This is a genomic window from Pseudomonas azadiae, assembly GCF_019145355.1.
Lineage (GTDB): Bacteria > Pseudomonadota > Gammaproteobacteria > Pseudomonadales > Pseudomonadaceae > Aquipseudomonas > Aquipseudomonas azadiae.
On sequence record NZ_JAHSTY010000001.1, the window covers coordinates 239,201 to 263,147 of the forward strand.

At 61.8% G+C, this 23,947-nt stretch carries 22 protein-coding genes; 7 read left to right on the forward strand and 15 right to left on the reverse strand.

All coding sequences use genetic code 11. The features are described 5' to 3' along the window. Positions 1 to 16: 16 nt before the first annotated feature. From KVG91_RS01105 to pmbA, 6 genes are all read right to left on the reverse strand, one after another. Complete coding sequence (locus tag KVG91_RS01105; RefSeq protein WP_169374793.1) at positions 17 to 910, reverse strand: ZIP family metal transporter; 894 nt, start codon at positions 908 to 910, stop codon at positions 17 to 19. Between the two features lie 32 nt (positions 911 to 942). Beyond that, entirely contained in the window at positions 943 to 1,554 is a 612-nt protein-coding gene (locus KVG91_RS01110; protein ID WP_169374792.1) for a superoxide dismutase, read from the reverse strand. 1 nt (position 1,555) lies between these two features. After that, positions 1,556 to 1,984, reverse strand: a complete 429-nt coding sequence (locus KVG91_RS01115; protein ID WP_169374791.1) for a hypothetical protein — start codon at positions 1,982 to 1,984, stop codon at positions 1,556 to 1,558. Positions 1,985 to 2,011: 27 nt separating this feature from the next. Continuing rightward, positions 2,012 to 3,388, reverse strand: coding sequence for a class II fumarate hydratase (locus KVG91_RS01120; RefSeq protein ID WP_169374790.1), 1,377 nt, complete (start codon positions 3,386 to 3,388; stop codon positions 2,012 to 2,014). Continuing rightward, positions 3,381 to 3,776, reverse strand: a complete 396-nt coding sequence (locus tag KVG91_RS01125) for a FagA protein (RefSeq protein WP_169374789.1) — start codon at positions 3,774 to 3,776, stop codon at positions 3,381 to 3,383. Before KVG91_RS01125 ends, KVG91_RS01120 begins: the two co-directional genes overlap by 8 nt. Positions 3,777 to 3,921: 145 nt before the next feature. Continuing rightward, positions 3,922 to 5,268, reverse strand: a complete 1,347-nt coding sequence (gene pmbA, locus KVG91_RS01130) for a metalloprotease PmbA (protein ID WP_169374788.1) — start codon at positions 5,266 to 5,268, stop codon at positions 3,922 to 3,924. Positions 5,269 to 5,376: 108 nt separating this feature from the next. On the opposite strand from pmbA, the gene yjgA reads away from it, so the two are divergent. Then, positions 5,377 to 5,898 (forward strand): ribosome biogenesis factor YjgA, encoded by a 522-nt coding sequence (gene yjgA, locus KVG91_RS01135; protein ID WP_169374787.1) that lies wholly within the window; start codon positions 5,377 to 5,379, stop codon positions 5,896 to 5,898. Positions 5,899 to 5,943: 45 nt separating this feature from the next. Here yjgA and tldD read toward each other — a convergent pair whose 3' ends face one another. The 8 genes from tldD to mreB all read right to left on the reverse strand — a co-directional run bounded on the left by tldD (position 5,944) and on the right by mreB (position 17,175). Next, positions 5,944 to 7,386 (reverse strand): metalloprotease TldD, encoded by a 1,443-nt coding sequence (tldD, locus tag KVG91_RS01140; RefSeq protein ID WP_169374786.1) that lies wholly within the window; start codon positions 7,384 to 7,386, stop codon positions 5,944 to 5,946. A gap of 16 nt (positions 7,387 to 7,402) precedes the next feature. After that, the gene (locus tag KVG91_RS01145) at positions 7,403 to 8,251 is read right to left on the reverse strand and encodes a carbon-nitrogen hydrolase family protein (protein ID WP_169374785.1); all 849 of its coding nucleotides are present in this window, start codon (positions 8,249 to 8,251) and stop codon (positions 7,403 to 7,405) included. A 48-nt stretch (positions 8,252 to 8,299) separates the two neighbouring features. Next, positions 8,300 to 12,115 (reverse strand): YhdP family protein, encoded by a 3,816-nt coding sequence (locus KVG91_RS01150; RefSeq protein WP_169374784.1) that lies wholly within the window; start codon positions 12,113 to 12,115, stop codon positions 8,300 to 8,302. A 76-nt stretch (positions 12,116 to 12,191) separates the two neighbouring features. After that, complete coding sequence (gene rng, locus KVG91_RS01155) at positions 12,192 to 13,649, reverse strand: ribonuclease G (RefSeq protein WP_076951166.1); 1,458 nt, start codon at positions 13,647 to 13,649, stop codon at positions 12,192 to 12,194. Between the two features lie 71 nt (positions 13,650 to 13,720). After that, positions 13,721 to 14,317 carry a Maf family protein gene (locus tag KVG91_RS01160; RefSeq protein ID WP_169374783.1) on the reverse strand — a complete coding sequence of 199 codons (597 nt, stop codon included), beginning with the start codon at positions 14,315 to 14,317 and terminating at the stop codon, positions 13,721 to 13,723. A 51-nt stretch (positions 14,318 to 14,368) separates the two neighbouring features. Beyond that, complete coding sequence (gene mreD, locus KVG91_RS01165; RefSeq protein WP_169374782.1) at positions 14,369 to 14,857, reverse strand: rod shape-determining protein MreD; 489 nt, start codon at positions 14,855 to 14,857, stop codon at positions 14,369 to 14,371. Then, positions 14,857 to 15,996, reverse strand: coding sequence for a rod shape-determining protein MreC (gene mreC, locus KVG91_RS01170; RefSeq protein WP_169374811.1), 1,140 nt, complete (start codon positions 15,994 to 15,996; stop codon positions 14,857 to 14,859). Before mreC ends, mreD begins: the two co-directional genes overlap by 1 nt. 141 nt (positions 15,997 to 16,137) lie before the next feature. Further along, a complete protein-coding gene (mreB, locus tag KVG91_RS01175; protein WP_002555108.1) occupies positions 16,138 to 17,175 on the reverse strand; it encodes a rod shape-determining protein MreB in 1,038 nt (345 codons plus the stop codon). Between the two features lie 210 nt (positions 17,176 to 17,385). On the opposite strand from mreB, the gene gatC reads away from it, so the two are divergent. The 6 genes from gatC (at position 17,386) to KVG91_RS01205 (ending at position 22,611) form a co-directional block, all read left to right on the forward strand. Next, on the forward strand, positions 17,386 to 17,673 hold the full coding sequence (gene gatC / locus KVG91_RS01180) for an Asp-tRNA(Asn)/Glu-tRNA(Gln) amidotransferase subunit GatC (protein ID WP_010213142.1): 288 nt from the start codon (positions 17,386 to 17,388) through the stop codon (positions 17,671 to 17,673). A 16-nt stretch (positions 17,674 to 17,689) separates the two neighbouring features. Then, positions 17,690 to 19,141, forward strand: coding sequence for an Asp-tRNA(Asn)/Glu-tRNA(Gln) amidotransferase subunit GatA (gene gatA / locus KVG91_RS01185; protein WP_169374781.1), 1,452 nt, complete (start codon positions 17,690 to 17,692; stop codon positions 19,139 to 19,141). 10 nt (positions 19,142 to 19,151) lie between these two features. Further along, on the forward strand, positions 19,152 to 20,597 hold the full coding sequence (gatB, locus tag KVG91_RS01190; RefSeq protein ID WP_169374780.1) for an Asp-tRNA(Asn)/Glu-tRNA(Gln) amidotransferase subunit GatB: 1,446 nt from the start codon (positions 19,152 to 19,154) through the stop codon (positions 20,595 to 20,597). Between the two features lie 157 nt (positions 20,598 to 20,754). Next, positions 20,755 to 21,126, forward strand: a complete 372-nt coding sequence (locus tag KVG91_RS01195; protein ID WP_169374779.1) for a septal ring lytic transglycosylase RlpA family protein — start codon at positions 20,755 to 20,757, stop codon at positions 21,124 to 21,126. Positions 21,127 to 21,184: 58 nt separating this feature from the next. Further along, positions 21,185 to 22,231, forward strand: coding sequence for a calcium/sodium antiporter (locus KVG91_RS01200; RefSeq protein WP_169374810.1), 1,047 nt, complete (start codon positions 21,185 to 21,187; stop codon positions 22,229 to 22,231). Beyond that, positions 22,228 to 22,611, forward strand: a complete 384-nt coding sequence (locus KVG91_RS01205; protein WP_169374778.1) for a carboxymuconolactone decarboxylase family protein — start codon at positions 22,228 to 22,230, stop codon at positions 22,609 to 22,611. The genes KVG91_RS01200 and KVG91_RS01205 overlap by 4 nt, the downstream gene beginning before the upstream one ends. A 109-nt stretch (positions 22,612 to 22,720) precedes the next feature. On the opposite strand, the gene KVG91_RS01210 is transcribed toward KVG91_RS01205, so the two are convergent. Further along, on the reverse strand, positions 22,721 to 23,662 hold the full coding sequence (locus KVG91_RS01210; protein WP_169374777.1) for an AEC family transporter: 942 nt from the start codon (positions 23,660 to 23,662) through the stop codon (positions 22,721 to 22,723). Positions 23,663 to 23,947 lie beyond the last annotated feature (285 nt).

Below are 23,947 nucleotides of genomic sequence, written 5' to 3' on the forward strand. Positions count from 1 at the left end.
TGAGGTCGCAACGACTTCAGCCCAACGCGGTATCCATCACCATCATCAAGCAAAAACCAATACACAGCCCAAGGCTGGCGAGCTTTTCGTGACCATTGCGCCGCGATTCAGGAATGACTTCGTGAGTGACCACCAGCAGCATCGCACCGGCGGCCAGGGCCAGGCCCAAAGGCAACAGCACCTCGGCCAGGCTTACCAACCACGCGCAGAGCACGGCAAACACCGGCTCCACCAGACCTGACGCAGCGCCGATCAAGAACGCCTTGACCCGTGACATCCCTGCCCCGGCCAATACCAGCGCAATCACCAGCCCTTCCGGCACATCCTGCAACGCAATGCCCATGGCCAGGCTGTCGGCATCCGGCATGCCGCCACCGGCGGAGACGCCCACCGCCATGCCTTCCGGAATGTTGTGAGCAATGATGGCAAACACGAACAGCCAGATGCGCGGCGGGATCACCGGTTTGTCCGGCGTGCCCACCAGCATTTCCGGGCTGGCACCGGAGACCTTGCGATCAACCAGGTACAGCCCGAATGCCCCGCACATAATGCCGAAACTGATCAAGCCACTCGCGCCCCAGGGCGACAGCCCAAGGCTCTCGGCCGCGGCAATGCCCGGCACGATCAGCGAGAACGCCGTCGCCGCCAGCATCACCCCGGCACCAAAACCGAGCAACATATCGCTCAGCGCTACCGGCATGCGCCGGATGAGCAGCACCGGAACGGCACCAAGCGCCGTGCCGAGCGCGCAGATGGCCCCGCCCTGCAGGGCGCGCAGTATGCGCGGTTCCAGGTCCAGCCAGGCCAGCCCGTGAGCCACCAGCAATGCAGAACCTGCCAATAGCAGCAGCGAGCCAAACGCATAACGAAACATTCGCCCGCTGCTGATCGCCAGTGTTTCAGTGCCCATATTCGGCCTTAGATCGTGTTATGAGGTTAAAGTCAGGCGACAGCGGCCTGATAGCGCGCGGCAACTTCCGGCCAGTTGATTACACTGTAGAAGGCATTGATGTATTCGGGGCGGCGGTTCTGATACAGCAGGTAGTAGGCATGCTCCCAGACATCCAGGCCGAGGATCGGCGTATTACCGTTCATCAGCGGACTGTCCTGGTTACCGCTGCTTTCCACCACCAGGGCCTTTTGCGGGGTGACGCTCAGCCACGCCCAGCCGCTGCCGAAACGGCTCAGGGCCGCCTTGGTGAACGCTTCCTTGAAGCTGTCGAAGCCACCCAACTGCTCGTCAATCGCCTTGCCCAGCGCGCCCTCGGGTTTACCGCCCCCCTTGGGCGACATCACCGCCCAGAACAACGAATGGTTGGCGTGCCCGCCACCTTGGTTGATCACCGCCTGGCGCAGTTTTTCCGGCAGCTGCTGCACGCTGGATACCAGCTTCTCCACCGGCCAGCCCGCAAACTCGGTGCCTTGTACGGCCGCGTTGAGGTTGTTGATGTAGGTCTGGTGGTGCTTGGTGTAGTGGATTTCCATGGTCTGCGCATCGATATGCGGTTCCAGGGCGTCGTAGGCGTAAGGCAAGGCAGGCAGGGTGTAAGTCATATCAATGTGCTCCGTAGAGGGAAGTGGTCGGTTGCACCGCAGCGCCACCCAGCAAGCGATGGGTGCGCGGGTACTCGCCGTGATCGCTGATGAAGTTCAGGAGCTCGACGTAAGTCTTGCTGCTCTGACGCAAGGCCGCTTCGCGCAATGGCGCGCTCAAACGCGAGTCCTGCATGGTCTGCAACAGACGCTGGTGAATGGCGCAGAGGTATTCGGCGCTTTCTTCCGGCTGGTTCAGGCGCAGGTGCAGGTCCGCAAGGTTATGGTGGGAAATGACGCAGGCCGCCACCGCTTCGTCGGCGTCCGCCCAGCGTTCGAACAACACTTGCGCCAGGGCCAGGGCTTGCAAGTAAGCCTCGCGAGCATCCACCAGTTCGCCCGCCATAAAGCAGCGATTGGCCCGTTCGATCGTGCGTTTCCAGTGCTCCATGGTGAGCCTCCAAAGCAGGGTCGGTGATTACACGCCGCCGGCGGTGAGCTTTTCCGGATCCAGCAGGATTTCCAGTTGGCTGCGCGGCAAGTCGGTGTGCTCGAGGGCGACATCAATCACCGGACGGCCCTGCTGATAGGCCGTCTTGGCAATCTCGGCAGCCTTTTGGTAACCGATGATCGGGTTCAGTGCGGTGACCAGGATCGGGTTGCGCGATAACGCCTCCTTGAGCTTGGCTTCATTGACCTTGAAGCTGGCGATGGCCTTGTCCGCCAGCAAACGGCTGGCATTGGCCAGCAATTCGAGACTGCTGAGCAGGTTCTGGGCGATGATCGGCAGCATTACGTTCAGCTCGAAATTGCCCGATTGGCCGGCGACGGTGATCACCGTGTCGTTGCCGATGACCTGCGCGGCGACCATGGCGGTGGCTTCCGGGATCACCGGATTGACCTTGCCGGGCATGATCGAGGAGCCCGGCTGCAGGGCTTCCAGTTCGATCTCGCCGAGGCCGGCGAGCGGGCCGGAGTTCATCCAGCGCAGGTCGTTGGCGATCTTCATCAGCGACACAGCGGTGGCTTTCAACTGACCGGAGACAGCAACGGCGGTGTCCTGGGAGCCGATCAGCGCAAACAGGTTCTTGCCGGGGGTGAAGGTCACGCCAGTCAAGGTGCTTAGTTGCTGGCTGAAACGCGCGGCGAACTCGGGGTGTGCGTTGATTCCCGTGCCGACCGCCGTGCCACCCTGGGCCAGCGCCTGCAGGCTCGGCAGCAGGTCCTGCAAATGCCCGATGTTGGCCTTGAGCTGTTGCGCCCAGCCATTGAGCACCTGGCTCATGCGCACCGGCATGGCGTCCATCAAGTGCGTGCGCCCGGTCTTGATGAACGGGTGGACCTGTTCGGCCTTCTGCTCGATCACCTGAACCAAGTGCAGCAACGCCGGCAGCGTGTGCTCATGCAGCACCAGCGCGGCGCTGACGTGGATCGTGGTCGGAATGATGTCGTTGCTGCTTTGGCCGCAGTTCACGTGATCGTTGGGGTTGACCGCCTCGCCCAGCAGACGGGTCGCGAGGGTCGCAATGACCTCGTTGGCATTCATGTTGGAGCTGGTGCCGGAGCCGGTCTGGAAGATATCCACCGGGAAGTGCCGCATGAAATCGCCTTGGAGCAAACCTTGGGCGGCATCGACGATAGCCTTGCCCTGCCCTGCGCTGATTTGCTTGAGGTCGACGTTGACCTTGGCGGCAGCGGCCTTGGCCAGGATCAGCGCGCGAATGAATTGCGCCGGCATGGGTTGGTTACTGATCGGAAAGTTGTTCACCGCGCGCTGGGTCTGGGCGCCGTACAAAGCCTCGGCGGGCACCTGCAGTTCGCCCATGCTGTCGCGTTCGATACGGGTATTACTCATCGGAGGATCCTTGGACCAGGTCAGTAACGGAAAGGGAGGGCAGCAATTGGCACGTAGCCAATTGCCAGGCAAAGGTCTGCCAACGCTTGAGGCGGCAGGCACAGTGGGAGAGCTTTTCCAGGTCGCGCAGTGGACGCCAGGCCTGATCCAGGCACATGGAACGCCAATGCCAGGGCAGCGCGATATCGCTGGCGGTGTCGAGCAGCAGGCGGAATGCGGTTTCAGCGATCGTCCACGGATGGGTGGCGGTGCAACACGCCAGGTAGCGGCCCTCATTGAGGTAATGTTCGATCAGGCGCGGCTCGTTGGGGTCAAGACCGCAGCGAATCTGGCGACTCATCCAGCGCCAGCTCTCAAGATAAGGATCCTCATGCAGGACAGGCTTCATGATCCACACTCATTCGGTAATGAGATTTATTATTAAATGATATTAAGAATCAAAACAAGAGTGATGTATTAATCCCCGTTCCATACACGCAAAAAAAAGCGCGCCATCTACAAGATGGCGCGCCTTGGGTGAAGCGTTGGAAAGATCAGCTACCGGCAACGGTCATCCGCTCGATCAACACTGAACCCGTGCGAATGTTGCTGCGCAGTTCCAAGTCATTGCCCACTGCGACGATCTGCTTGAACATGTCGCGCATGTTGCCAGCGATGGTCACCTCCTGGACGGCAAATTGAATCTCGCCGTTTTCCACCCAGAAACCCGCAGCACCTCGGGAATAGTCACCGGTGACCATGTTCAAGCCATGGCCCATCAATTCGGTCACCAGCAGGCCACGCCCCATGCGCCGCAACAGCGCCGCCTGGTCTTCGTCGCCATGGGTGACGAACAGGTTGTGCACGCCCCCGGCGTTGGCAGTGCTTGGCAGGCCGAGTTTGCGACCGGAGTAGGTGCCCAATACGTAGGAGACCAACTCGCCGTTCTCGACAAACGGCTTGGCGTAAGTCGCCAGGCCATCGCCGTCGAACGAGGTGCTGCCCATGGCGCGCATCAAATGCGGGCGTTCATCGAGGGTCAGCCACTCGGGAAACAGCTTCTGGCCAATCGCACCTTCGAGAAACGAAGATTTGCGGTACAGATTGCCACCGGAAATCGCCCCCAGGAAACTGCCGAACAAGCCACCGGCCAGCTCTGCGGAAAACAGCACCGGCACTTCACAGGTTGGCACCGGGCGCGCGCCCAGGCGACTCGCCGCACGTTGCGCGGCACGCTGGCCAATGCTGACCGGATCGGCGAGCAGGTCACCCTGGCGGTTCACGTCGTACCAGTAATCGCGCTGCATCTGGCCATTGGCCTCGGCGATCATCACGCAGCTCAGGCTATGACGGGTGGACGCATAGCCACCGATGAAACCATGGCTGTTGCCGTACACGCGGCAGCCCTGATGGGTACTCAACGTGGTGCCATCAGCGTTCTTGATGCGGGGATCGGCGTCGAACGCCGCCGCTTCGCAGGTCAACGCCTGTTCGATGGCTTGCTCGGGCGTGATGTCCCAGGCATGGAACAGATCGAAATCCTTCAGGTCCTTGGCCATCAGCGCCTTGTCGGCCAAGCCCGAGCTTTCATCTTCAGAAGTGTGCTTGGCGATCGCCAATGCAGCGGCCACGGTTTCGCGGATCGCCTCCGGGCCACTGGCCGAGGTACTGGCCGACCCTTTGCGCTGCCCTGCATACAAGGTGATCCCGAACCCTTGGTCACGATTGAACTCAACGGTCTCCACTTCCCGCTGGCGCACCGATGTCGACAGTCCTTGCTCCAGCGACACCGCCACTTCACAGGCACTGGCCCCTTGGCGCTTGGCCTCGGCAAGGATCTGCTCGACTTGTTCCTGCAGTGCCGGTAACGCTTGCGGACCGACGCTTTGGGCTGCACTCATGGTTTTCTCCACTCAAATTCTGCTTTCGGTTAAGGCCATCGAGCGACCGGGCCGGACAAGCGGCCCCCGACTGGTTATCATGGCGGCGTTTCTTTGCGGACTGCCACCATGGTTGATTCTTACGACGACTCCCTCGATGGGGAGAAAAGCAAGACCCAGGTCAAACGTGAGCTGCATGCTCTGGTTGACCTTGGCGAGCGCCTTATAACGCTCAAGAAAGATTTGATTGCAAAACTGCCATTGACCGACGAAATGCGCCGGGCCCTGGAAGATGCGCCCAAGCACACCGCGAATATCGCGCGCAAACGGCACATCATGTTTATCGGCAAACTGATGCGCGATCAGGACACTGACGCCATTCTGGCCTTGCTTGATCAAACCGATGCCTCCACTCGCCAGTACAACGAACGCTTCCATAACCTGGAGCGTTGGCGTGACCGCCTGATCGCGGGCGATGACGCGGTGCTGGAGAAATTCGTGCTGGACTATCCGGATGCGGACCGCCAGCAACTGCGCTCCCTGATCCGTCAGGCCCAGCACGAGCAGGCGCATAACAAAGCGCCGGCCACCAGCCGTAAAATCTTCAAGTACATCCGAGAGCTGGACGAGACTCAACGCGGCCTGCGCTGATCCTCTTCCCCGGGTGGCGGTCTTCGCCACCCGAAGCTCCACGGCTTACGACCCCGTGCCACCCACGGTGATCGCATCAATCTTCAGTGTTGGCTGGCCGACGCCCACCGGCACCGACTGCCCATCCTTACCGCACGTGCCCACGCCGCTGTCCAGCGACAGATCGTTGCCGACCATCGACACCTTGCTCATCGCTTCCGGACCGTTACCGATCAACGTTGCCCCTTTGACCGGCGCGGTAATCTTGCCGTCTTCGATCAGGTACGCCTCGCTGGTGGAAAACACGAACTTGCCGCTGGTGATATCCACCTGGCCGCCACCGAGGTTGGCGCAGTAGATGCCGCGTTTTACCGAAGCGATGATTTCCGCCGGATCGCTTTCGCCACCGAGCATGTAGGTATTGGTCATGCGTGGCATCGGCAGGTGCGCATAAGATTCGCGGCGGCCGTTACCGGTGCGCGCCACGCCCATCAGGCGAGCGTTGAGCTTGTCTTGCATATAGCCCTTGAGCACGCCGTTTTCGATCAGGGTGGTGCACTCGGTCGGCGTACCCTCATCATCCACGCTCAGCGAGCCACGGCGCCCGGCCAGGGTGCCGTCATCGACGATGGTGCAGAGCTTGGACGCAACCATTTCGCCCATGCGTCCGCTGTAGGCCGAGCTGCCCTTGCGGTTGAAGTCCCCTTCCAGGCCATGCCCGACCGCTTCGTGCAGCAGCACGCCGGACCAGCCCGAACCCAGCACCACCGGCAGCGTACCCGCCGGTGCCGGAATCGCTTCCAGGTTGACCAGCGCCTGGCGCAGCGCTTCACGGGCATACCCCATGGCACGGTCATCACTGAGGAAATAACGGTAGTCGGTACGCCCGCCACCACCATGGCCACCGCGCTCGCGGCGGCCGTTCTGCTCGACGATCACACTGACGTTGAAACGCACCAGCGGCCGTACATCCGCCGCCAGGCCGCCATCGGTGGACGCCACCAGGATACGTTCCCACACACCGGCCATGCTCACCGTGACCTGCTGGATACGCGGGTCCAGGGCACGGGTGGCCGCGTCGACACGCTTGAGCAGCTCGACCTTTTCCGCACGGCTGATCACTTCCAGTGGGTTATCCGGCGCGTACAACTGGGCCACGTCCTGAGTGCTGAACGCCTGCACCGTGCCGTTTTGCCCGGCGCGGGAGATCGAGCGCGCAGCACGCGCCGCCAGGCCCAAGGCTTCCAGCGTGATCGCGTTGCTGTAGGCGAATCCGGTTTTCTCACCGGATTGCGCGCGCACGCCGACCCCCTGATCGAGATTGAAACTGCCTTCCTTGACGATCCCGTCTTCCAGGGACCAGGACTCGGAGATCTGGCCCTGGAAATACAGATCGGCCGCGTCAATGCCCGGCCCGGCCAGATCGCCGAGCACGGTTTGCAGACTTTCGATGGTCACGCCACCGGGTGCCAGGAGATGTTCACTGACTGAGGACAACAACTCGCTCATAGGTATGGCCTTAAATTCATCGTTCCGAAGCAGGCCGCTGTGCGCCCTGCGAGAAAAAGCGCCGATGGTTGACCACCGGCATGCGCGCCCGAATCGACGCCTGTTCACTGCTATCGCGCTCGGCCAACAACACCGCTTCGCCTCTGTCCTGCTGTGCCAGCACCCGCCCCCACGGGTCGACGATTGCCGCGTGCCCGTGGGTTTCCCGTGGGCCTGGATGCACGCCGCCCTGGGCCGCCGCCAGCAGGTAGCACTGGGTTTCGATAGCCCGTGCACGAATCAGCACATCCCAATGCGCAGCACCGGTGACCGCGGTGAAGGCCGAAGGCGCCGTAATCAACTCGGCCCCTGCAGCGCGCAGCTCGCTGTATAACTCGGGGAAGCGCAGGTCGTAGCATACCGTCAGCCCCAGACGGCCGACCGGTGTATCCGCTACCACCACATTCCCCCCGAAAGCATAGTCGTCGGATTCGCGATAACGACCGCGAGCGTCCGCGACATCGACATCAAACAAATGCAGCTTGTCGTAACGGGCAACGATTTCGCCGCGATCATCGATCAGCAGCGAGCAGGCATTGGGCTTGGCATGCGGTTGATCCCTGGGCGGCAACGGCAACGTGCCCGCCACTATCCATAAGGTGAGGTCGCGGGCGGCCTGTTTCAACCATGGCACGATCGGGCCATCGCCCAGCGCTTCGGCGCGGCCGATATCGGCCACGTCGCGGCGGCCCATGGCGGCGAAGTTTTCCGGCAGCACCGCCAACTTCGCCCCACCCGCCGCTGCTTGTTCCAGCAGACGCCGGGCCTGGGCCAGGTTGGCCAGCACATCGCTCTGGCTGACCATTTGAATCACGGCAAAGGACATGGGCCGACACTCCCTGAAAGACATGCGGCCATGCTACTCCACAGGCTCTCAGTTTGGCTTTTCAAATGGCTTGTCGAAGGTGATTTTCGGGTCCTTCCATGGGCCTTCCACCTTGTATTGCACGCTGGCGAAGCGCGCAACACGGTCGCCGATCAGCTTGTCGATCAGGAACAATGCACCGCCAATGGCCGGCGCGCCCACGATCAGCGCGGCGATCGGCAGGTTATTGGTGACCGGCAGGGTGACCAGCAGCTTGGCGTCAACCCGATCAGCGACCAGGTCCAGGGTGCCGTTGAGCTCCAGGTTGGTCGATGGCCCGGTCATGGTGATCGGTTCACGGGTCACGAACACACCATCACTGGCAGCCAGCAAGCCTTTGACCCGGTCATAGCTCAAGCCCTTGCCGAGCAAGTCGGAAAAGTCCAGGCGCAACCGGCGCCCGATGGAGTTGAAGTTCAGCAGGCCGAACACCCGCAGGGCCCGGGCTCCGCCTTCCACCTCTACGAACTGACCGTTGCGAAAGGCCGCATCCAGGCTGCCGGAGAAACGCTTGGGCCCTACATAGGCCGGCGAACCGGGCCAGCGACCATCCACGTCCAGGTGGAAATCCTGGCTGGTGACGGTCGGTGCATAACCCCATCCCTTGAGTACATCGCCGATATTCTTGCCGTCCAAGCGGCCCTTGTACCAACTGCTGCTGGCACCCGCGGCGCCTTCCCAACCACCGGCTCCCTTGAGCTGCATGCCTTTGAGGCCCAGGTCCAGGTTATTGAAGGCCAGCCCCTTGGCGGTCGGGCGGATTTTCAGCGACCAGGCACCCACCAGGTCCGGGCCCTGGAACAACTGGTCAATGGCGATATTCAGCGCCGGAATATCCTTTGGATCGATACTCGCCAAGGGGTCCGGAGCGTTTTCGTCCGCCTGCACCGTCGGGTCCACCGCCGGCAGTTTCACGTATTGCAGGTTGATCGCAATCGGTGCGCCCTTGGCGTCCGGCAGGTTGACCGTGCCCTTGGCTTGCTGGCTGTCGAGCTGCAAGCCCCACGCCGCCTGCTTGCGATCCAATTGCAAGTTCACCCGATCAAACTGGGTGCCAAAACCGGTCAGCTTGCCCACCTTGAAATCAGCGCCGCTAAGCAATTGCTTGGCACTGCCACCTGGGTCGTTCCCGGCGTACTGGTTAACGAGCTTTCTCCAGGGGTCGATATCCAGTTCCGACAGCACGCCGCGAATACGCAAGCCCCTGCCACCTGGCAGCACGGCATCGCCATCACCGAGGAACAACTCACCTCGGCCGTCATTGAATTTATCCGGCGGCGCGGCGAAGGTGAAATTCGCCAGTTCGCCATAATCGAACCAATAGCGGCGCTCGGCGCCCTGCAGGGTCATGCGAAATACGCTGTCACGGCCCTGGCTGGCTGGCATGCCGAACGGCGCGGGCAAATCCACCGTCACGCCCTTGAGGTTCGAGCTGACCATCAGTTGGCTGTCGGCGCCGCTCAAGTCCAGTTGCAACTGGTAGGGAATATCACCGGAGACCGGCAACGGCTGAGTGACGTTCAGCCAATCCGTCAGCCGCTTGACCGTCACCTGGCCCTTGGCAACCACGCGCGTACTGACAGTGCCCGGCTTGCCGTCGGCAAAGATCTGCGCGGTGATCGGTCGGTCGAACGCCTGGGCCGTGATGTTCTGGCCACTGAGGCCCTTGGTACTGTCAAAGCGGAAATCGCCCTTGAGCTGGGTCAGGTCAAGGGTGGGCTCGGCCAATTGCAGGCGCGCCTTATCGGTTTTGAAGTCCACCACGATTTTCGGCTCGGCGCCTTTGGTCAACGGAATGTCAAGGTCGAGATTGCCTTGCAGATCGCCCTCACCTTTCCAGCCGGCAAACGTCGATGCCGTGCCGATCGGTGCTTCCTGAAGGATCTTCAAACCATCGCCCAAACCGCCGGCAAAACCACCCGTCAGCAACAGGTGGCTGTCCTTACCGGCAGGTGCGTGGGGAATATTGACGTAGATGTCCTTGACCTTGGTGTCGAGCAATTGGCCCTTGCTGGCCAGTATGCGTACACCGCTCTCTTCGACGAACACTTCACCCGCGACCTTGTTCACATGCGGCCAGCCCGGCTGGAACGCCAGTTCGGCGTCACGCACCTTGAAGAACAGGCTGATATTGCGCGAAGCCGGCAACGCGTCGTGGTTCAGCGAACCCTGGTACTGGAAGAAGCCCTGGTCCACCGCGCCCTTGAGAATCGCGGTGCGCAACCATTCATCCAGCGCCGGGCTCAATACCGCCGGCAGGTACTTGGGGGTGAAGCGCCCGTCGCCGTCGACCATGCCGACGCGCAGGTCCATGTAGTCTTCCTGGCTGTGGTCGAAATGCAGGCGAATCAGGAAGTCGGCGGCGATCTTGCCCTCCTCGCCCAGCACCTTGATATACGGGGCGATCAGCGTGAAGCCCTGCTTGTCCAGCTTCCAGGTCAGGCGTGCATTGGCCTGGAGGTACTGCCAGGGCTTGGCGAAGATCGGGTCGAGGTGCAGGGAGAAGTCCTTGCTGTCCATGCGCAACTCGCCATGGCCCAGGTCGCCGCTGATGCTGCCCGACACGTTGCGCGCGGCCGGCGCGCCAGAGTAGGCATCAAAACCGATGCGCTCGAGGTTGGCGGCGAAGCTGACTTTTTGATCGGTGGTGTCTTGAGGGCGAAAGTCCACCAGCACATTACGCAGCAGGCCGGTGGCCTTGAGGTGCTCGAGGGTTTTGGCGAACCCCTCCGGCAGCGGCGCCAGGGCGTTGAGCAGCGGCGTGATCGGCGTGAGGTCCAGGCGGTCGGCCTGGAGGTTCCAGACCTCCTGGTCCTTGTCGGTCGCCAGCGTTTGCTGAAGTTGCAGGCGAGATTCCCAACGAGTTTCTCCCAGGTTCATCGCCAGGGAGTCGAACAGCACCTTGAGGCCGGTGTCGCTGCGCTGCAGGTAGGCGGTGAGCGCGAGATTTTCGAGGTGAACGGGCTTGCGCTCGGCGTAACTGGCTTTGACTTGAGGCGAGTTGAGCCGCACCACTGCGCTTTGCACGGTGCCTTTGGCCCACGTCAGCCAGAACTCGCCGCCGGCCTTGAATTGGCTGAGTTTCCACTGCTGGGTCAGCTTGGCCGGGATCCACTTGGCCCAATCGCTCTGCGGCAGACTCAGGTAGGCCTGGGCCTCGCCTTCCTTCCACTGGCTGGCGCGGATACGCGTGCGCAGGCTCAGGGCGAGCGGCTGGCCATCGGGCAGGGTCAAGCGCGCATCCAGACGCTGACGGTTCATACCGGTATGCAGGCTCAGCCCGACATACGTCAAGGTCACGGGTGCCTGGTCAAACGGTTGCAACGTCACCTGGCTGTCGAGCAGCGACACACGCTTGACCCGCTGCATGCGCGTGAGCAACTGCTCCGGGTCCAGTGGCTGGTCGTCGCGCAACGGCAGGCCCTGGAGGGCCCATTTGCCGTCCTTGTCTTCCTTGACGCTCAATTGCAGGCCACTGACTTGCAAATGCGCAATGCGTACTTCGCGCGCCATGAGGCTGGCCCAGATATCCGGCACCACTTCGACCTGGTCCAGGCGCAGGGCACTGCTGCCCTCGCCAACCATCACGTCATGGGCCAGCAATACCGGGGCGAAGCCGCTCCAGCGGCCTTCGAGGCTGCCGATGTGCAGGGGCATGTCCACCGCAGCCTGGGCCTTGGCCTCGACTTCTGCACGGTATTCGGCCACCAGTGGGGTCAATTCACGACCCAGGCTCACATACACGGCAGCCAATACCAGCAGCAAGGCGCAGAGGCCCAGGCCCCAACGGGTCAAAGCGGCAAAAAAGCGTATCAGACGCTCCATGTCAGGCGACCCTCAAGGCGGTAGTCGGACGGCAGATCAAGGTCTGCCCGTCTCGTAAAAGAAAAACGATTGGGGATCAGAGCAGCACCACGTCGTATTGTTCCTGGGAATACATGGTTTCGACCTGGAAACGAATCGTGCGGCCGATAAACCCCTCCAGTTCGGCAACGTTGCCGGACTCTTCGTCCAGCAGCCGGTCGACCACTTTCTGGTTGGCGAGCACTCTATAACCTTCTGCCTGGTAGGCTCGTGCCTCTCGTAGGATTTCACGGAAAATCTCGTAGCAAACCGTTTCCGGCGTCTTCAATTTACCGCGGCCCTGGCAACTGCTGCACGGCTCGCACAGCACCTGCTCAAGGCTTTCGCGGGTACGCTTGCGGGTCATCTGCACCAGGCCCAATTCGGTAATGCCGATGATATTGGTCTTGGCATGATCGCGTTCCAACTGCTTTTCGAGGGTGCGCAGCACCTGGCGTTGGTGCTCTTCATCTTCCATGTCGATGAAGTCGATGATGATGATGCCGCCCAGGTTGCGCAGGCGCAGCTGGCGGGCAATCGCGGTAGCCGCTTCGAGGTTGGTCTTGAAGATCGTCTCTTCGAGGTTGCGATGACCGACGAACGCGCCTGTGTTGACGTCAATGGTAGTCATGGCTTCCGCCGGGTCCACCACCAGATAGCCGCCGGACTTGAGCGGCACCTTGCGCTCCAGGGCCTTCTGGATTTCATCTTCGACGCCATACAGGTCAAAGATCGGCCGCTCGCCAGGGTAATGTTCCAGGCGGTCGGCAATTTCCGGCATCAGCTCGGCGACAAACTGCGTGGTGCGCTGGAAGGTCTCCCGCGAGTCGATGCGAATTTTCTCAATCTTCGGACTGACCAGGTCGCGCAGCGTGCGCAAAGCCAGGCCCAGGTCTTCGTAAATGACGCTTGGCGCGCTGATGGTCTTGATCTGGACGTCGATCTGATCCCACAGCCGGCGCAGGTAGCGGATGTCCATCAGGATTTCATCGGCACCCGCGCCCTCTGCGGCGGTACGCAGGATAAACCCACCGGCCTCCTTGATACCTTCGGCGGCCACACAGTCGCTGACCACCTTCTTGAGGCGCTCGCGCTCGGCTTCGTCTTCGATCTTCAGGGAAATGCCGACATGGGCGGTGCGCGGCATATAGACCAGGTACCGCGACGGAATCGACAGCTGCGTGGTCAGGCGCGCGCCTTTGGAGCCGATAGGGTCCTTGGTGACTTGCACCACCAGGCTCTGCCCTTCGTGCACCAGGGCGCTGATGCTTTCGACCGCCGGGCCTTCGCGCAGGGAAATTTCCGAAGCATGGATAAACGCGGCACGGTCCAGGCCGATGTCGACGAAGGCAGCCTGCATCCCCGGCAACACGCGCACAACCTTGCCCTTGTAGATGTTGCCAACGATCCCGCGCTTCTGGGTGCGCTCCACGTGGACCTCTTGCAGAACACCGTTCTCTACCACCGCCACGCGCGATTCCATCGGCGTGATATTGATCAGAATCTCTTCACTCATGGCTGGGTCTCGTTCAGGCGTTTTCACAATAGTGACCGATCGCTTAAGGCTGGGCGCTCAAGTAGAGGCATTCAGCGCACGGTAAGGTTTTGCCAACAGGGTATGCCGAAACGGCCGAGCAGTTGCGCGGTTTCGCACACCGGCAGGCCGACCACTGCGGAATAACTGCCATTGAGGCCGGCGACAAACACTGAACCGAGCCCCTGGATAGCATAGCCGCCTGCCTTGTCCTGGGGCTCGCCACTGTGCCAGTAGGTTGTAGCCTCCTCGACAGTAATCCCCCGAAAAAGCACACGGCTGCTGACACATCGGGTTTCACAGCGCTGGCCATCCGTGACCGCAATGGCGGTCAGCACTTCATGCTCACGCCCCGCCAAGGCCATCAACATCGCCAGGGCATCGGCCTGGTCCACCGGTTTGCCGAGGATCCGGCCATCGACGATCACCGCCGTATCAGCCCCCAGCACACAGGCCCCGGCAGTGTGTTCAAGCGCAGCAAAACCTGCCGCAGCCTTGCCGCGCGCCAAGCGCTCGACGTAGGTAACGGCGGATTCGTTTGTAAGAGGGGTTTCATCAATAGCGGCGCTGACCACGGTGAAGGGCACACCGATCTGGGTCAGCAGTTCACGCCGCCTCGGGGAGCCCGAGGCCAGGTATAGCGAATTCATTGCAGACTCTCCCTGTAGGGTTCGATAACCAGGCAGAGCCTCGCAATCCATTCAATTGATCTTATAGCGGCGACGCAGCCCACGCAGGCCAAAGCTGATCCATGGCCACAACAAGGCACTGACCAGGGCCGGCAATACCAGCGCCAGCGTAGGCTGACGGTTACCAGTCAACGCGCTCAGCCAGAGCTGAACAAGCTGCGCCAGGCCGAAGATCACCAGGATCACCAGGCACTGCTGCCACATCGGGAACATGCGCAGGCGCTGCTGCAACGACAGCACCAGGAAGGTAATCAGGGTCAGGATCAACGCGTTCTGGCCCAGCAAGGTGCCATACAGCACATCTTCCGCCAAGCCCAGGAACATGGCGGTGACCATGCCGACTTTATGCGGCAGGTTCAGCGACCAGAAGGCCAGCAGCAAGGCCAGCCAGAGCGGGCGCAGGATTTCCATGAACTGTGGCAGTGGCGAGACGCTGAGCAGCAGGCCGACGGCAAAGGTCAACCAGACGATCCAGCCATTGCGCGAATGAGTATTGGCCATTATTCCTCCCTCTGCCGCGTGGTTGCCGGGGCGGTCGTGGCCGGGCGCGCGGCCGGGGCGGCAGCAGGCGGTTTAGCCGCCGGTGTGGTAGTGGCTGGCGTCAACGCGGGGGGTTTGGTCGCGGCCGGTTTAGCCGGATGCGCCGCCGGCTTGACGGGCGTTGCGGCAGGCGCAACCACTGCCGGGGAGGCCGCAGGGGGGGGCGTTGTTGCCTGGGCAGGCTTGGGCACGGTGGAAGGAATGACCGGCGCCGTGCCGTTCTTCTTGTCTTCCGCTTCCTGGGCCTGGGCGGCGTCGTTGGCACGCTCTTCCGGGGTGCGATTGTCACTGAACACCAGCAGCAGGTAGCGGCTGCGGTTCAAGGCGGCGGTCGGCACGGCGCGCACAATGGCGAACGGCTGGCCGGAATCATGGATCACTTCCTTCACCGTCGCCACCGGGTAGCCCGCCGGGAAACGCTGACCCAGGCCGGAGCTGACCAACAGGTCACCTTCCTTGATGTCGGCGGTATCGGCCACATGCCGCAACTCCAGGCGCTCGGGGTTGCCGGTGCCGCTGGCAATCGCACGCAGGCCGTTGCGGTTGACCTGCACCGGAATGCTGTGGGTGGTGTCCGTGAGCAGCAATACCCGTGAGGTGTAGGGCATCAGCTCGACCACCTGGCCCATCAAGCCGCGGGCATCGAGCACCGGCTGGCCGAGAACCACACCGTCGCGCTCACCCTTGTTGATGATGATGCGATGAGTAAAGGGGTTGGGGTCCATGCCGATCAATTCGGCCACTTCGACCTTTTCGTTGACCAGCGCGGACGAATTGAGCAACTCGCGCAGGCGAACGTTCTGCTCGGTGAGGGCCGCGAGCTTTTGCATGCGCCCCTGCAGCAGCAGGTTTTCGGTCTTGAGTTTTTCGTTCTCGGCGACCAGCTCGGTGCGGCTGCCGAATTGGCTGGCCACGCCCTGGTACAGACGTTGCGGCAGGTCGGTGATCCAGTAAGTCTGCATCAACACCAGCGACATCTGGCTACGCACGGGCTTGAGCAGTGCAAAGCGGGCATCGACCACCATCAGCGCGACCGACAGCACGACCAGCACCAACAGGCGCACGCCCAATGAGGGGCCTTTGGCGAAAAGCGGTTTAATAAGCCGCTCCTCCCAGGCAAATGTTCGCTTTATTCATACGGCATCTAACCGGCCTGGATGCAGATTGAAGAAGATAAACGCCAACAGGCAGCACTGCAAAGTGCTGCCTGCGGGCGAAACATGGACAAACCCGCAAACGACTTATTCGCTGGAGAGCAGGTCCATGGTGTGTTTATCCATCATTTCCAGTGCACGGCCACCGCCACGGGCAACGCAGGTCAGTGGGTCTTCGGCGACGATCACCGGCAGGCCGGTTTCCTGGGCCAGCAGCTTGTCGAGGTCGCGCAGCAAGGCGCCACCACCGGTCAGCACCAGGCCACGCTCGGCGATGTCGGAAGCCAGTTCCGGCGGCGATTGCTCCAGGGCGCTCTTCACGGCCTGAACGATGGTGGCCAGCGACTCTTGCAGCGCTTCCAGCACTTCATTGGAGTTCAGGGTAAAGGCACGTGGCACGCCTTCGGCCAGGTTACGGCCGCGAACATCGACTTCGCGCACTTCGCCGCCCGGGTAGGCGGTACCGATTTCCTGTTTGATGCGCTCGGCGGTGGACTCACCGATCAGGCTGCCATAGTTGCGACGCACATACGTGATGATCGCTTCGTCGAAGCGGTCGCCGCCCACGCGCACGGATTCGGCATACACCACACCGTTCAGCGAAATCAGGGCGATTTCAGTGGTACCACCACCGATATCCACCACCATCGAACCGCGCGCTTCTTCAACCGGCAGGCCGGCACCGATCGCAGCGGCCATTGGCTCTTCGATCAGGAACACTTCACGGGCACCGGCGCCGAGGGCCGATTCGCGGATGGCGCGACGCTCCACCTGGGTGGACTTGCAGGGAACGCAGATCAGCACACGAGGGCTGGGCTGCAGGAAACTGTTTTCGTGAACCTTGTTGATGAAGTACTGCAGCATCTTCTCGCAGACACTGAAGTCGGCGATCACGCCGTCTTTCATCGGACGAATGGCAGCAATATTGCCTGGTGTACGGCCGAGCATGCGCTTGGCCTCGGTGCCGACGGCAACGACACTTTTCTGATTACCATGGGTCCGAATGGCCACAACCGATGGCTCATTCAGGACGATACCGCGCTCGCGCACGTAAATAAGGGTGTTGGCAGTGCCCAGGTCAATGGAAAGATCGCTGGAAAACATGCCACGCAGTTTCTTGAACATGGGAAAGGGACCCTAGGCAACGCGTGGGTAAAAAAGTGCGGCAAACTCTAACAACGACAGGGATTTTGGGCAAGGCGCCAATGTGCTAAATTGGCCGACTTTCTGTGCACCCAACCCCACAATCGCGGCCGTATGACCGTAGAAATGCGGTAGTGTTCCGACAATCTAACACACGGATAGCCTCCGTTCTGTTTTCCACTGGAGATTCCCATGACGCTTGAACGCTCCGACGTGGAAAAAATCGCGCATCTGGCCTCGCTTGGCCTCAATGATGCCGATCTTCCACAGACCACCGCAGCCCTGAACAGCATTCTCGGGCTGGTCGACCAGATGCAGGCCGTGAATACCGACGGCATCGAGCCCCTGGCTCACCCGCTGGAAGCCAGCCAGCGCCTGCGCGCAGACGTCGTGACCGAAAGTAATAATCGCGAGGCCTACCAGTCCATCGCGCCAGCGGTCGAAAACGGCCTGTACCTGGTTCCGAAAGTCATCGACTAAAGGGAAAGAGCCTTTCATGCATCACATGACTCTGGCCGAGATCGCTCGCGGTCTCGCCGACAAAAAGTTTTCCTCCGAAGAGCTGACCAAGACCCTGCTGGCGCGCATCGCCGAGCTCGATCCAAAGGTCAACAGCTTCATCAGCCTTACCCAAGAGCTGGCCTTGAGCCAGGCCAAGGCCGCCGACCTGCGTCGCGCCAACGGTGAGAATGGCGCACTGCTGGGCGCCCCCATCGCCCACAAAGACCTGTTCTGCACCCTGGGCATTCGCACCAGTTGCGGCTCGAAGATGCTCGACAACTTCAAGGCGCCCTACGACGCCACCGTGGTGTCCAGGCTGGCCGCCGCCGGCGCCGTGACCCTGGGCAAGACCAACATGGACGAGTTCGCCATGGGGTCGGCCAACGAGTCGAGCTACTACGGCGCGGTGAAAAACCCGTGGAACCTTGCGCACGTACCCGGCGGTTCATCCGGTGGATCGGCCGCCGCGGTGGCCGCGCGCTTCCTGCCGGCCGCCACCGCCACTGACACCGGCGGCTCGATCCGCCAGCCTGCCGCATTCACCAACCTCACCGGTTTGAAGCCAACCTACGGTCGCGTTTCCCGCTGGGGCATGATCGCCTACGCCTCCAGCCTCGATCAGGGCGGCCCACTGGCTCGCACCGCCGAAGACTGCGCGATTTTGTTGCAAGGCATGGCGGGTTTCGATAAGCAGGACTCCACCAGCATCGATGAGCCCGTGCCGGACTACAGCGCCAGCCTGAACACCTCGCTCAAGGGCCTGCGCATCGGCGTGCCGAAGGAATATTTCAGCGCCGGTCTCGACCCGCGCATCGCCGAACTGGTGCACAACAGTGTCAAGACGCTGGAAGGCCTCGGTGCGGTGATCAAGGAAATCAGCCTGCCGAACAACCAGCACGCGATTCCTGCGTACTACGTGATCGCGCCGGCGGAAGCCTCCTCCAACCTGTCGCGCTTCGACGGCGTGCGTTTCGGCTATCGCTGTGAAAACCCCAAAGACCTCACCGACCTGTACAAGCGTTCCCGTGGCGAAGGCTTCGGCGCCGAAGTGCAACGCCGCATCATGGTCGGTGCCTACGCCCTCTCGGCCGGCTACTACGACGCGTACTACCTCAAGGCGCAGAAGATCCGTCGCCTGATCAAGAACGACTTCATGGCTGCGTTTGAAGAAGTCGATGTGATCCTTGGCCCTACCACGCCGAACCCGGCCTGGAAGATCGGCGCCAAGACCGGCGACCCGATCGCCGAGTACCTGGAAGACCTGTACACCATCACCGCCAACCTCGCGGGCTTGCCGGGCTTGTCCATGCCCGCCGGTTTCGTCGACGGCCTGCCGGTCGGCGTGCAATTGCTCGCCCCGTACTTCCAGGAAGGCCGCCTGCTCAATGTGGCGCACCAGTACCAGTTGAACACTGACTGGCACACCCGCACCCCTACCGGCTTCTGAGGAGAACACTATGCAATGGGAAGTTGTGATCGGGCTGGAGATTCATACCCAGCTCGCCACCCAATCGAAGATTTTCTCCGGTAGCTCCACCACGTTCGGCGCGGGCCCCAACACCCAGGCCAGCCTGGTAGACCTGGGCATGCCCGGCGTGCTGCCGGTGCTGAACCAGGAAGCGGTGCGCATGGCGGTGATGTTCGGCCTGGCGATTGACGCCGAGATCGGCCAGCACAACGTGTTCGCACGCAAGAATTACTTCTACCCGGACCTGCCCAAGGGCTACCAGATCAGCCAGATGGAGTTGCCGATCGTCGGCAAGGGCCACCTGGACATCCCTCTGGAAGACGGCACCATCAAGCGCGTTGGCGTCACCCGCGCGCACCTGGAAGAAGACGCCGGCAAGAGCCTGCACGAAGAATTCCCGGGCGCGACCGGCATCGACTTGAACCGTGCCGGCACGCCGCTGCTGGAAATCGTTTCCGAGCCGGACATGCGCAGCGCCAAGGAAGCCGTCGCCTACGTCAAGACGATCCACGCCCTGGTGCGCTACCTGGGCATCTGCGACGGCAACATGGCCGAAGGTTCGCTGCGCTGCGACTGCAACGTGTCGATTCGCCCCAAGGGCCAGGCCGAATACGGCACGCGCTGCGAGATCAAGAACGTCAACTCGTTCCGCTTCATCGAGAAGGCGATCAACTGCGAAGTGCGTCGCCAGATCGACTTGATCGAAGACGGCGGCAAGGTCATCCAGCAAACGCGCCTGTACGACCCGAACAAAGACGAAACCCGCGCCATGCGCAGCAAGGAGGAAGCCAACGACTACCGTTACTTCCCCGACCCGGACCTGTTGCCGGTGGTGCTTGAGGACGCGTTCCTCAATGATATCCGCGCCACCCTGCCGGAATTGCCGCAGCAGAAACGCGAGCGCTTCCAGGCGCAGTTCGGCCTGTCGGTCTACGATGCCAGCGTCCTGGCCTCCAGCCGCGAGCAAGCCGATTACTTCGAAAAGGTCGTGAGCATTGCCGGTGATGCCAAGCTGGCGGCCAACTGGGTAATGGTCGAGCTGGGCAGCCTGTTGAACAAGCAGGGCCTGGAAATCGACGAGGCCCCGGTGAGCGCCGAGCAACTGGGCGGCATGCTGCTGCGCATCAAGGACAACACCATCTCCGGCAAAATCGCCAAGACCGTGTTTGAAGCGATGGCCAGCGGCGAAGGCAGCGCAGACGAGATCATCGAGAAGCGCGGCCTCAAGCAAGTCACCGACAGCGGCGCGATCTCGGCCGTACTCGATGAAATGCTCGCGGCCAACGCCGAGCAGGTCGAGCAATACCGCGCCGCGGACGAAGCCAAGCGCGGCAAGATGTTCGGCTTCTTTGTCGGCCAGGCGATGAAAGCCTCCAAGGGCAAGGCCAACCCGCAACAGGTCAATGAGTTGCTCAAAAGCAAGCTCGAAGGCTGATCGCAATGACTGGTCCGGGAGGAAACCTCACTTCCCACCCGGATACCCTGTGGGAGCTGGCTTGCCTGCGATTGCATCACCTCGGTGCTCCTGAGAACACCGGGGCGTGCGCATCGCAGGCAAGCCAGCTCCCACATTTGTTATGGGGCAATTTGAAATGAAGCGTCTACTCGGCCTTATGACCGTGTTCGCCTGGCTGACCGGCTGCGCCAGCGGCGTCATCGATCCCAACGGCTACGACGAAACCGGCACCGCCTCCTATTACGGCGCTCGCCACCATGGCAAAAGAACCGCCAGCGGTGAGCCCTTCAACCAGAACGGCCTGACCGCCGCCCACCGGCGCCTGCCGTTCGGCACCCAGGTCAAGGTCACCAACCTGAACAACGACAAATCCGTAGTGGTGCGCATCAATGATCGCGGCCCGCATACCCGTGGGCGCTTGATCGATCTTTCACGCAAGGCCGCCGAGCAACTGGGTATGATCGGCAGCGGTACGGCACGCGTGCGCGTACAAGCCATGAGCAACTGACAATGGAGCCTCAGCCATTTTCGGACTAACCGCCCTCTCCCCCTGGAGCCTGCTGGAACTGGCGGGCGGCCTTTTACTGCTGATCGTCGGCGCCGAAATCCTGGTGCGCGCCGCGGTGCGCCTGGCCGCGAGCCTCAAGGTGCGGCCGCTGATCATTGGCCTGACGATCGTCGCCTTTGGCAGCAGCGCACCGCAGATGACCGTCAGCCTGCAAGCCACCCTGGCCGGCAACACCGATATCGCCGTGGGCAGCGTGATCGGCAGCAGCATCTTCAACGTCCTGGTCACGTTGGGCCTGTCGGCGCTGATCATTCCACTGCGGGTCTCACGGCAACTGGTGCGGCTGGACATTCCGGTGATGATCCTCGCCGGGTTGCTGGTGTTCATCCTTGCCGCCAATGAAGAGCTCACCCCGGTCGACGGCCTGCTGTTGCTGATGGCGTTGCTCGCCTACCTCGGCGTGCTGCATTACCAGACCCGCCATTCCCGGCGCCCGCGCACGCTGCACACCGTGGCCCGCGCACCCTGGCTGAGCAGCGTGCTGCTGATGCTCGGCGGGTTGTTGGTCCTGGTGCTGGCCGGGCATATGCTGCTGGGCGCGGCGGTCGATGTGGCGAGCGATCTGGGCCTGTCGGAGCGCGTCATCGGCCTGACACTGATCGGCGTCGGCACCTCGTTGCCATGCCTCGCCACGTCGTTGATCGCCGCCCTGCGCGGCCAGCGGGAAATTGCGGTGGGCAACGTGATCGGCAGCAACCTGTTCAACCTGCTTGGCGTCCTGGGTTTGACCGCGCTGCTCGCGCCCTCGCCACTCTCGGTCTCGCCCAATGCGCTGGATTTCGACCTGCCGGTGATGCTTGGCGTGGTACTGCTGTGCCTGCCGGTGTTCTACACCGGCTACCGCATGACCCGCGCCGAAGGCCTGGTGCTGCTGGGCCTGTACCTGGCGTACGGGCTGCACGTGATGGCTTTCACCACCGGCATGCCGCTGGCCAACAAGCTTGAACAACTGATGCTGTATTACGTACTGCCAATGCTGGTGGCGTTCCTGTTGTTCAGCACGCTGCGAGCCTGGCGCCGCCAACACAAGAGGGAATCGCAATGACCGATCAGAAAAAGCCTGGGGTTGAAATGCGTCGCCAGGTCATGGGCGATGCGTTCGTCGACCGCGCCCTGGGCAACGCCACCGAATTCACCCAACCGTTGCAGGATTTCGTCAACGAACACGCCTGGGGCAGCGTGTGGAACCGCGAAGGCTTGCCGCTGAAGACCCGCAGCCTGATCACCCTCGCCGCCCTTACCGCGCTCAAGTGCCCACAGGAACTGAAGGGGCACGTGCGCGGTGCGTTGAACAATGGGTGTACGGTGGAGGAGATCCGCGAAGCACTGCTGCATTGCGCGGTGTATGCGGGCGTGCCGGCGGCGATTGATGCGTTTCGGGCGGCGCAGGAGGTGATTGAGGCGTATCAGGCGGATCAGCAGTGACTGTCAGGTAGCTATCGCAGGCAAGCCAGCTCCCACATTTTGATGTGTGAACACATTCAAGTGTGCAAGCTGGCTTGCCGGCGATTGGCCCTTGAGGGCGCTGCAAATCTCAGATCCAGCCACCGGCCTGCAACACGAAGATCCCGATATTGGTGGTCACCGCCGCCATCAGCGTGGTGATCACAATAATCGCCGCCGCCAGCTCATGATTTCCTTCGGCCGCCCTGGCCATCACAAAGCTGGCTGCGGCCGTCGGCGCACCGAAATACAGGAACAGAATCCCCAGCTCCGGCCCGCGGAAGCCCAGCAGCCAAGCGCCCATCGTGGCGACCACCGGCAACCAGACCATCTTCATCAAGCTCGCGCTCAGCGCCATCTTGCCGCTCTTGCGCAAAGCCGCCAGGGACAACGTGCCGCCAATACAGATCAATGCCAGCGGCAAGGTGGTGTCCGCGAGGTATTGCATGGATTTTTCCAGCCAGCCCGGCAGGCCAATCTGAAAATAGGCAAACGGCGCCGCCAGAATCACGCTGATGATCAGCGGATTGGCCACCACACTCTTGAAGATGCTCCACGGATCGGACTTGATCACCGGGCTGTACACGGCCAGCACGATGGTCGATAGCGTGTTGTAGAACAGAATCACCAGCGCCGCGAGGATCGCGCCGAGGGAGATACCGTAGTCGCCATACATGCTGGCAGCCAGCGCCAGGCCGATCACGCCGTTGTTGCCGCGAAACGCGCCCTGGGTGTAGATGCCCCGGTCTTCGCGCTTGCAGCGAAAAATCGCCCAGCCCCAGGCCAGGGCAAAACTCACCAGCGTGGCGATGGAAAAGTAGATCAGCAGGCCCGGCTTGAGCGCCGAATGCAGGTCGGCATGCAGGATGCCCAAAAACAGCAACGTCGGCATGGTGACGTTGAACACCAGGGACGATGCCGTGTGGATGAAGTTGTCGTTGATCCAGTTGATGCGCTTGAGCAGCACGCCCAGGAACAGCATGGCAAACACCGGCGCGGTGATGGTGAGGGTAGTGAGGAAAATTGCCAGCATGCCGGGGAGAACCTTGGTGAGCGTCGGTAGGTGGCTAATGATAAGCCATGCAGCCCGTCTCGTCTGGGCAACACTGACCAAATGCGGGAGCTGGCTTGCCTGCGATGGCCATAGGTACCTACACAACGTTCAAAGGCAGACAAATCTCCCTGTAGTGAGCGGGCTTGTCCCGCGCTGGGTGGCGAAGCCGCCCCAAACCAGGCGAATTGGGTTTGTCTGAAACTGCGCGGCGTCTTTATTGGGGCGGCTTCGCCACCCAGCGCGGGACAAGCCCGCTCACTACAA

What these genes read in the sequence shown, in the direction of transcription:
- KVG91_RS01160 (WP_169374783.1), bottom strand. Translation starts at nt 14,317, where the DNA reads ATGAATTCGCTATACCTGGCCTCGGGCTCCCCGAGGCGGCGTGAACTG.
- gatA (WP_169374781.1), top strand. Translation starts at nt 17,690, where the DNA reads ATGCATCACATGACTCTGGCCGAGATCGCTCGCGGTCTCGCCGACAAA.
- tldD (WP_169374786.1), bottom strand. Translation starts at nt 7,386, where the DNA reads ATGAGCGAGTTGTTGTCCTCAGTCAGTGAACATCTCCTGGCACCCGGT.
- KVG91_RS01145 (WP_169374785.1), bottom strand. Translation starts at nt 8,251, where the DNA reads ATGTCCTTTGCCGTGATTCAAATGGTCAGCCAGAGCGATGTGCTGGCC.
- KVG91_RS01105 (WP_169374793.1), bottom strand. Translation starts at nt 910, where the DNA reads ATGGGCACTGAAACACTGGCGATCAGCAGCGGGCGAATGTTTCGTTAT.
- mreB (WP_002555108.1), bottom strand. Translation starts at nt 17,175, where the DNA reads ATGTTCAAGAAACTGCGTGGCATGTTTTCCAGCGATCTTTCCATTGAC.
- mreD (WP_169374782.1), bottom strand. Translation starts at nt 14,857, where the DNA reads ATGGCCAATACTCATTCGCGCAATGGCTGGATCGTCTGGTTGACCTTT.
- KVG91_RS01110 (WP_169374792.1), bottom strand. Translation starts at nt 1,554, where the DNA reads ATGACTTACACCCTGCCTGCCTTGCCTTACGCCTACGACGCCCTGGAA.
- gatC (WP_010213142.1), top strand. Translation starts at nt 17,386, where the DNA reads ATGACGCTTGAACGCTCCGACGTGGAAAAAATCGCGCATCTGGCCTCG.
- KVG91_RS01210 (WP_169374777.1), bottom strand. Translation starts at nt 23,662, where the DNA reads ATGCTGGCAATTTTCCTCACTACCCTCACCATCACCGCGCCGGTGTTT.
- pmbA (WP_169374788.1), bottom strand. Translation starts at nt 5,268, where the DNA reads ATGAGTGCAGCCCAAAGCGTCGGTCCGCAAGCGTTACCGGCACTGCAG.
- yjgA (WP_169374787.1), top strand. Translation starts at nt 5,377, where the DNA reads ATGGTTGATTCTTACGACGACTCCCTCGATGGGGAGAAAAGCAAGACC.
- rng (WP_076951166.1), bottom strand. Translation starts at nt 13,649, where the DNA reads ATGAGTGAAGAGATTCTGATCAATATCACGCCGATGGAATCGCGCGTG.
- KVG91_RS01195 (WP_169374779.1), top strand. Translation starts at nt 20,755, where the DNA reads ATGAAGCGTCTACTCGGCCTTATGACCGTGTTCGCCTGGCTGACCGGC.
- gatB (WP_169374780.1), top strand. Translation starts at nt 19,152, where the DNA reads ATGCAATGGGAAGTTGTGATCGGGCTGGAGATTCATACCCAGCTCGCC.
- KVG91_RS01150 (WP_169374784.1), bottom strand. Translation starts at nt 12,115, where the DNA reads ATGGAGCGTCTGATACGCTTTTTTGCCGCTTTGACCCGTTGGGGCCTG.
- KVG91_RS01125 (WP_169374789.1), bottom strand. Translation starts at nt 3,776, where the DNA reads ATGAAGCCTGTCCTGCATGAGGATCCTTATCTTGAGAGCTGGCGCTGG.
- KVG91_RS01205 (WP_169374778.1), top strand. Translation starts at nt 22,228, where the DNA reads ATGACCGATCAGAAAAAGCCTGGGGTTGAAATGCGTCGCCAGGTCATG.
- KVG91_RS01115 (WP_169374791.1), bottom strand. Translation starts at nt 1,984, where the DNA reads ATGGAGCACTGGAAACGCACGATCGAACGGGCCAATCGCTGCTTTATG.
- KVG91_RS01120 (WP_169374790.1), bottom strand. Translation starts at nt 3,388, where the DNA reads ATGAGTAATACCCGTATCGAACGCGACAGCATGGGCGAACTGCAGGTG.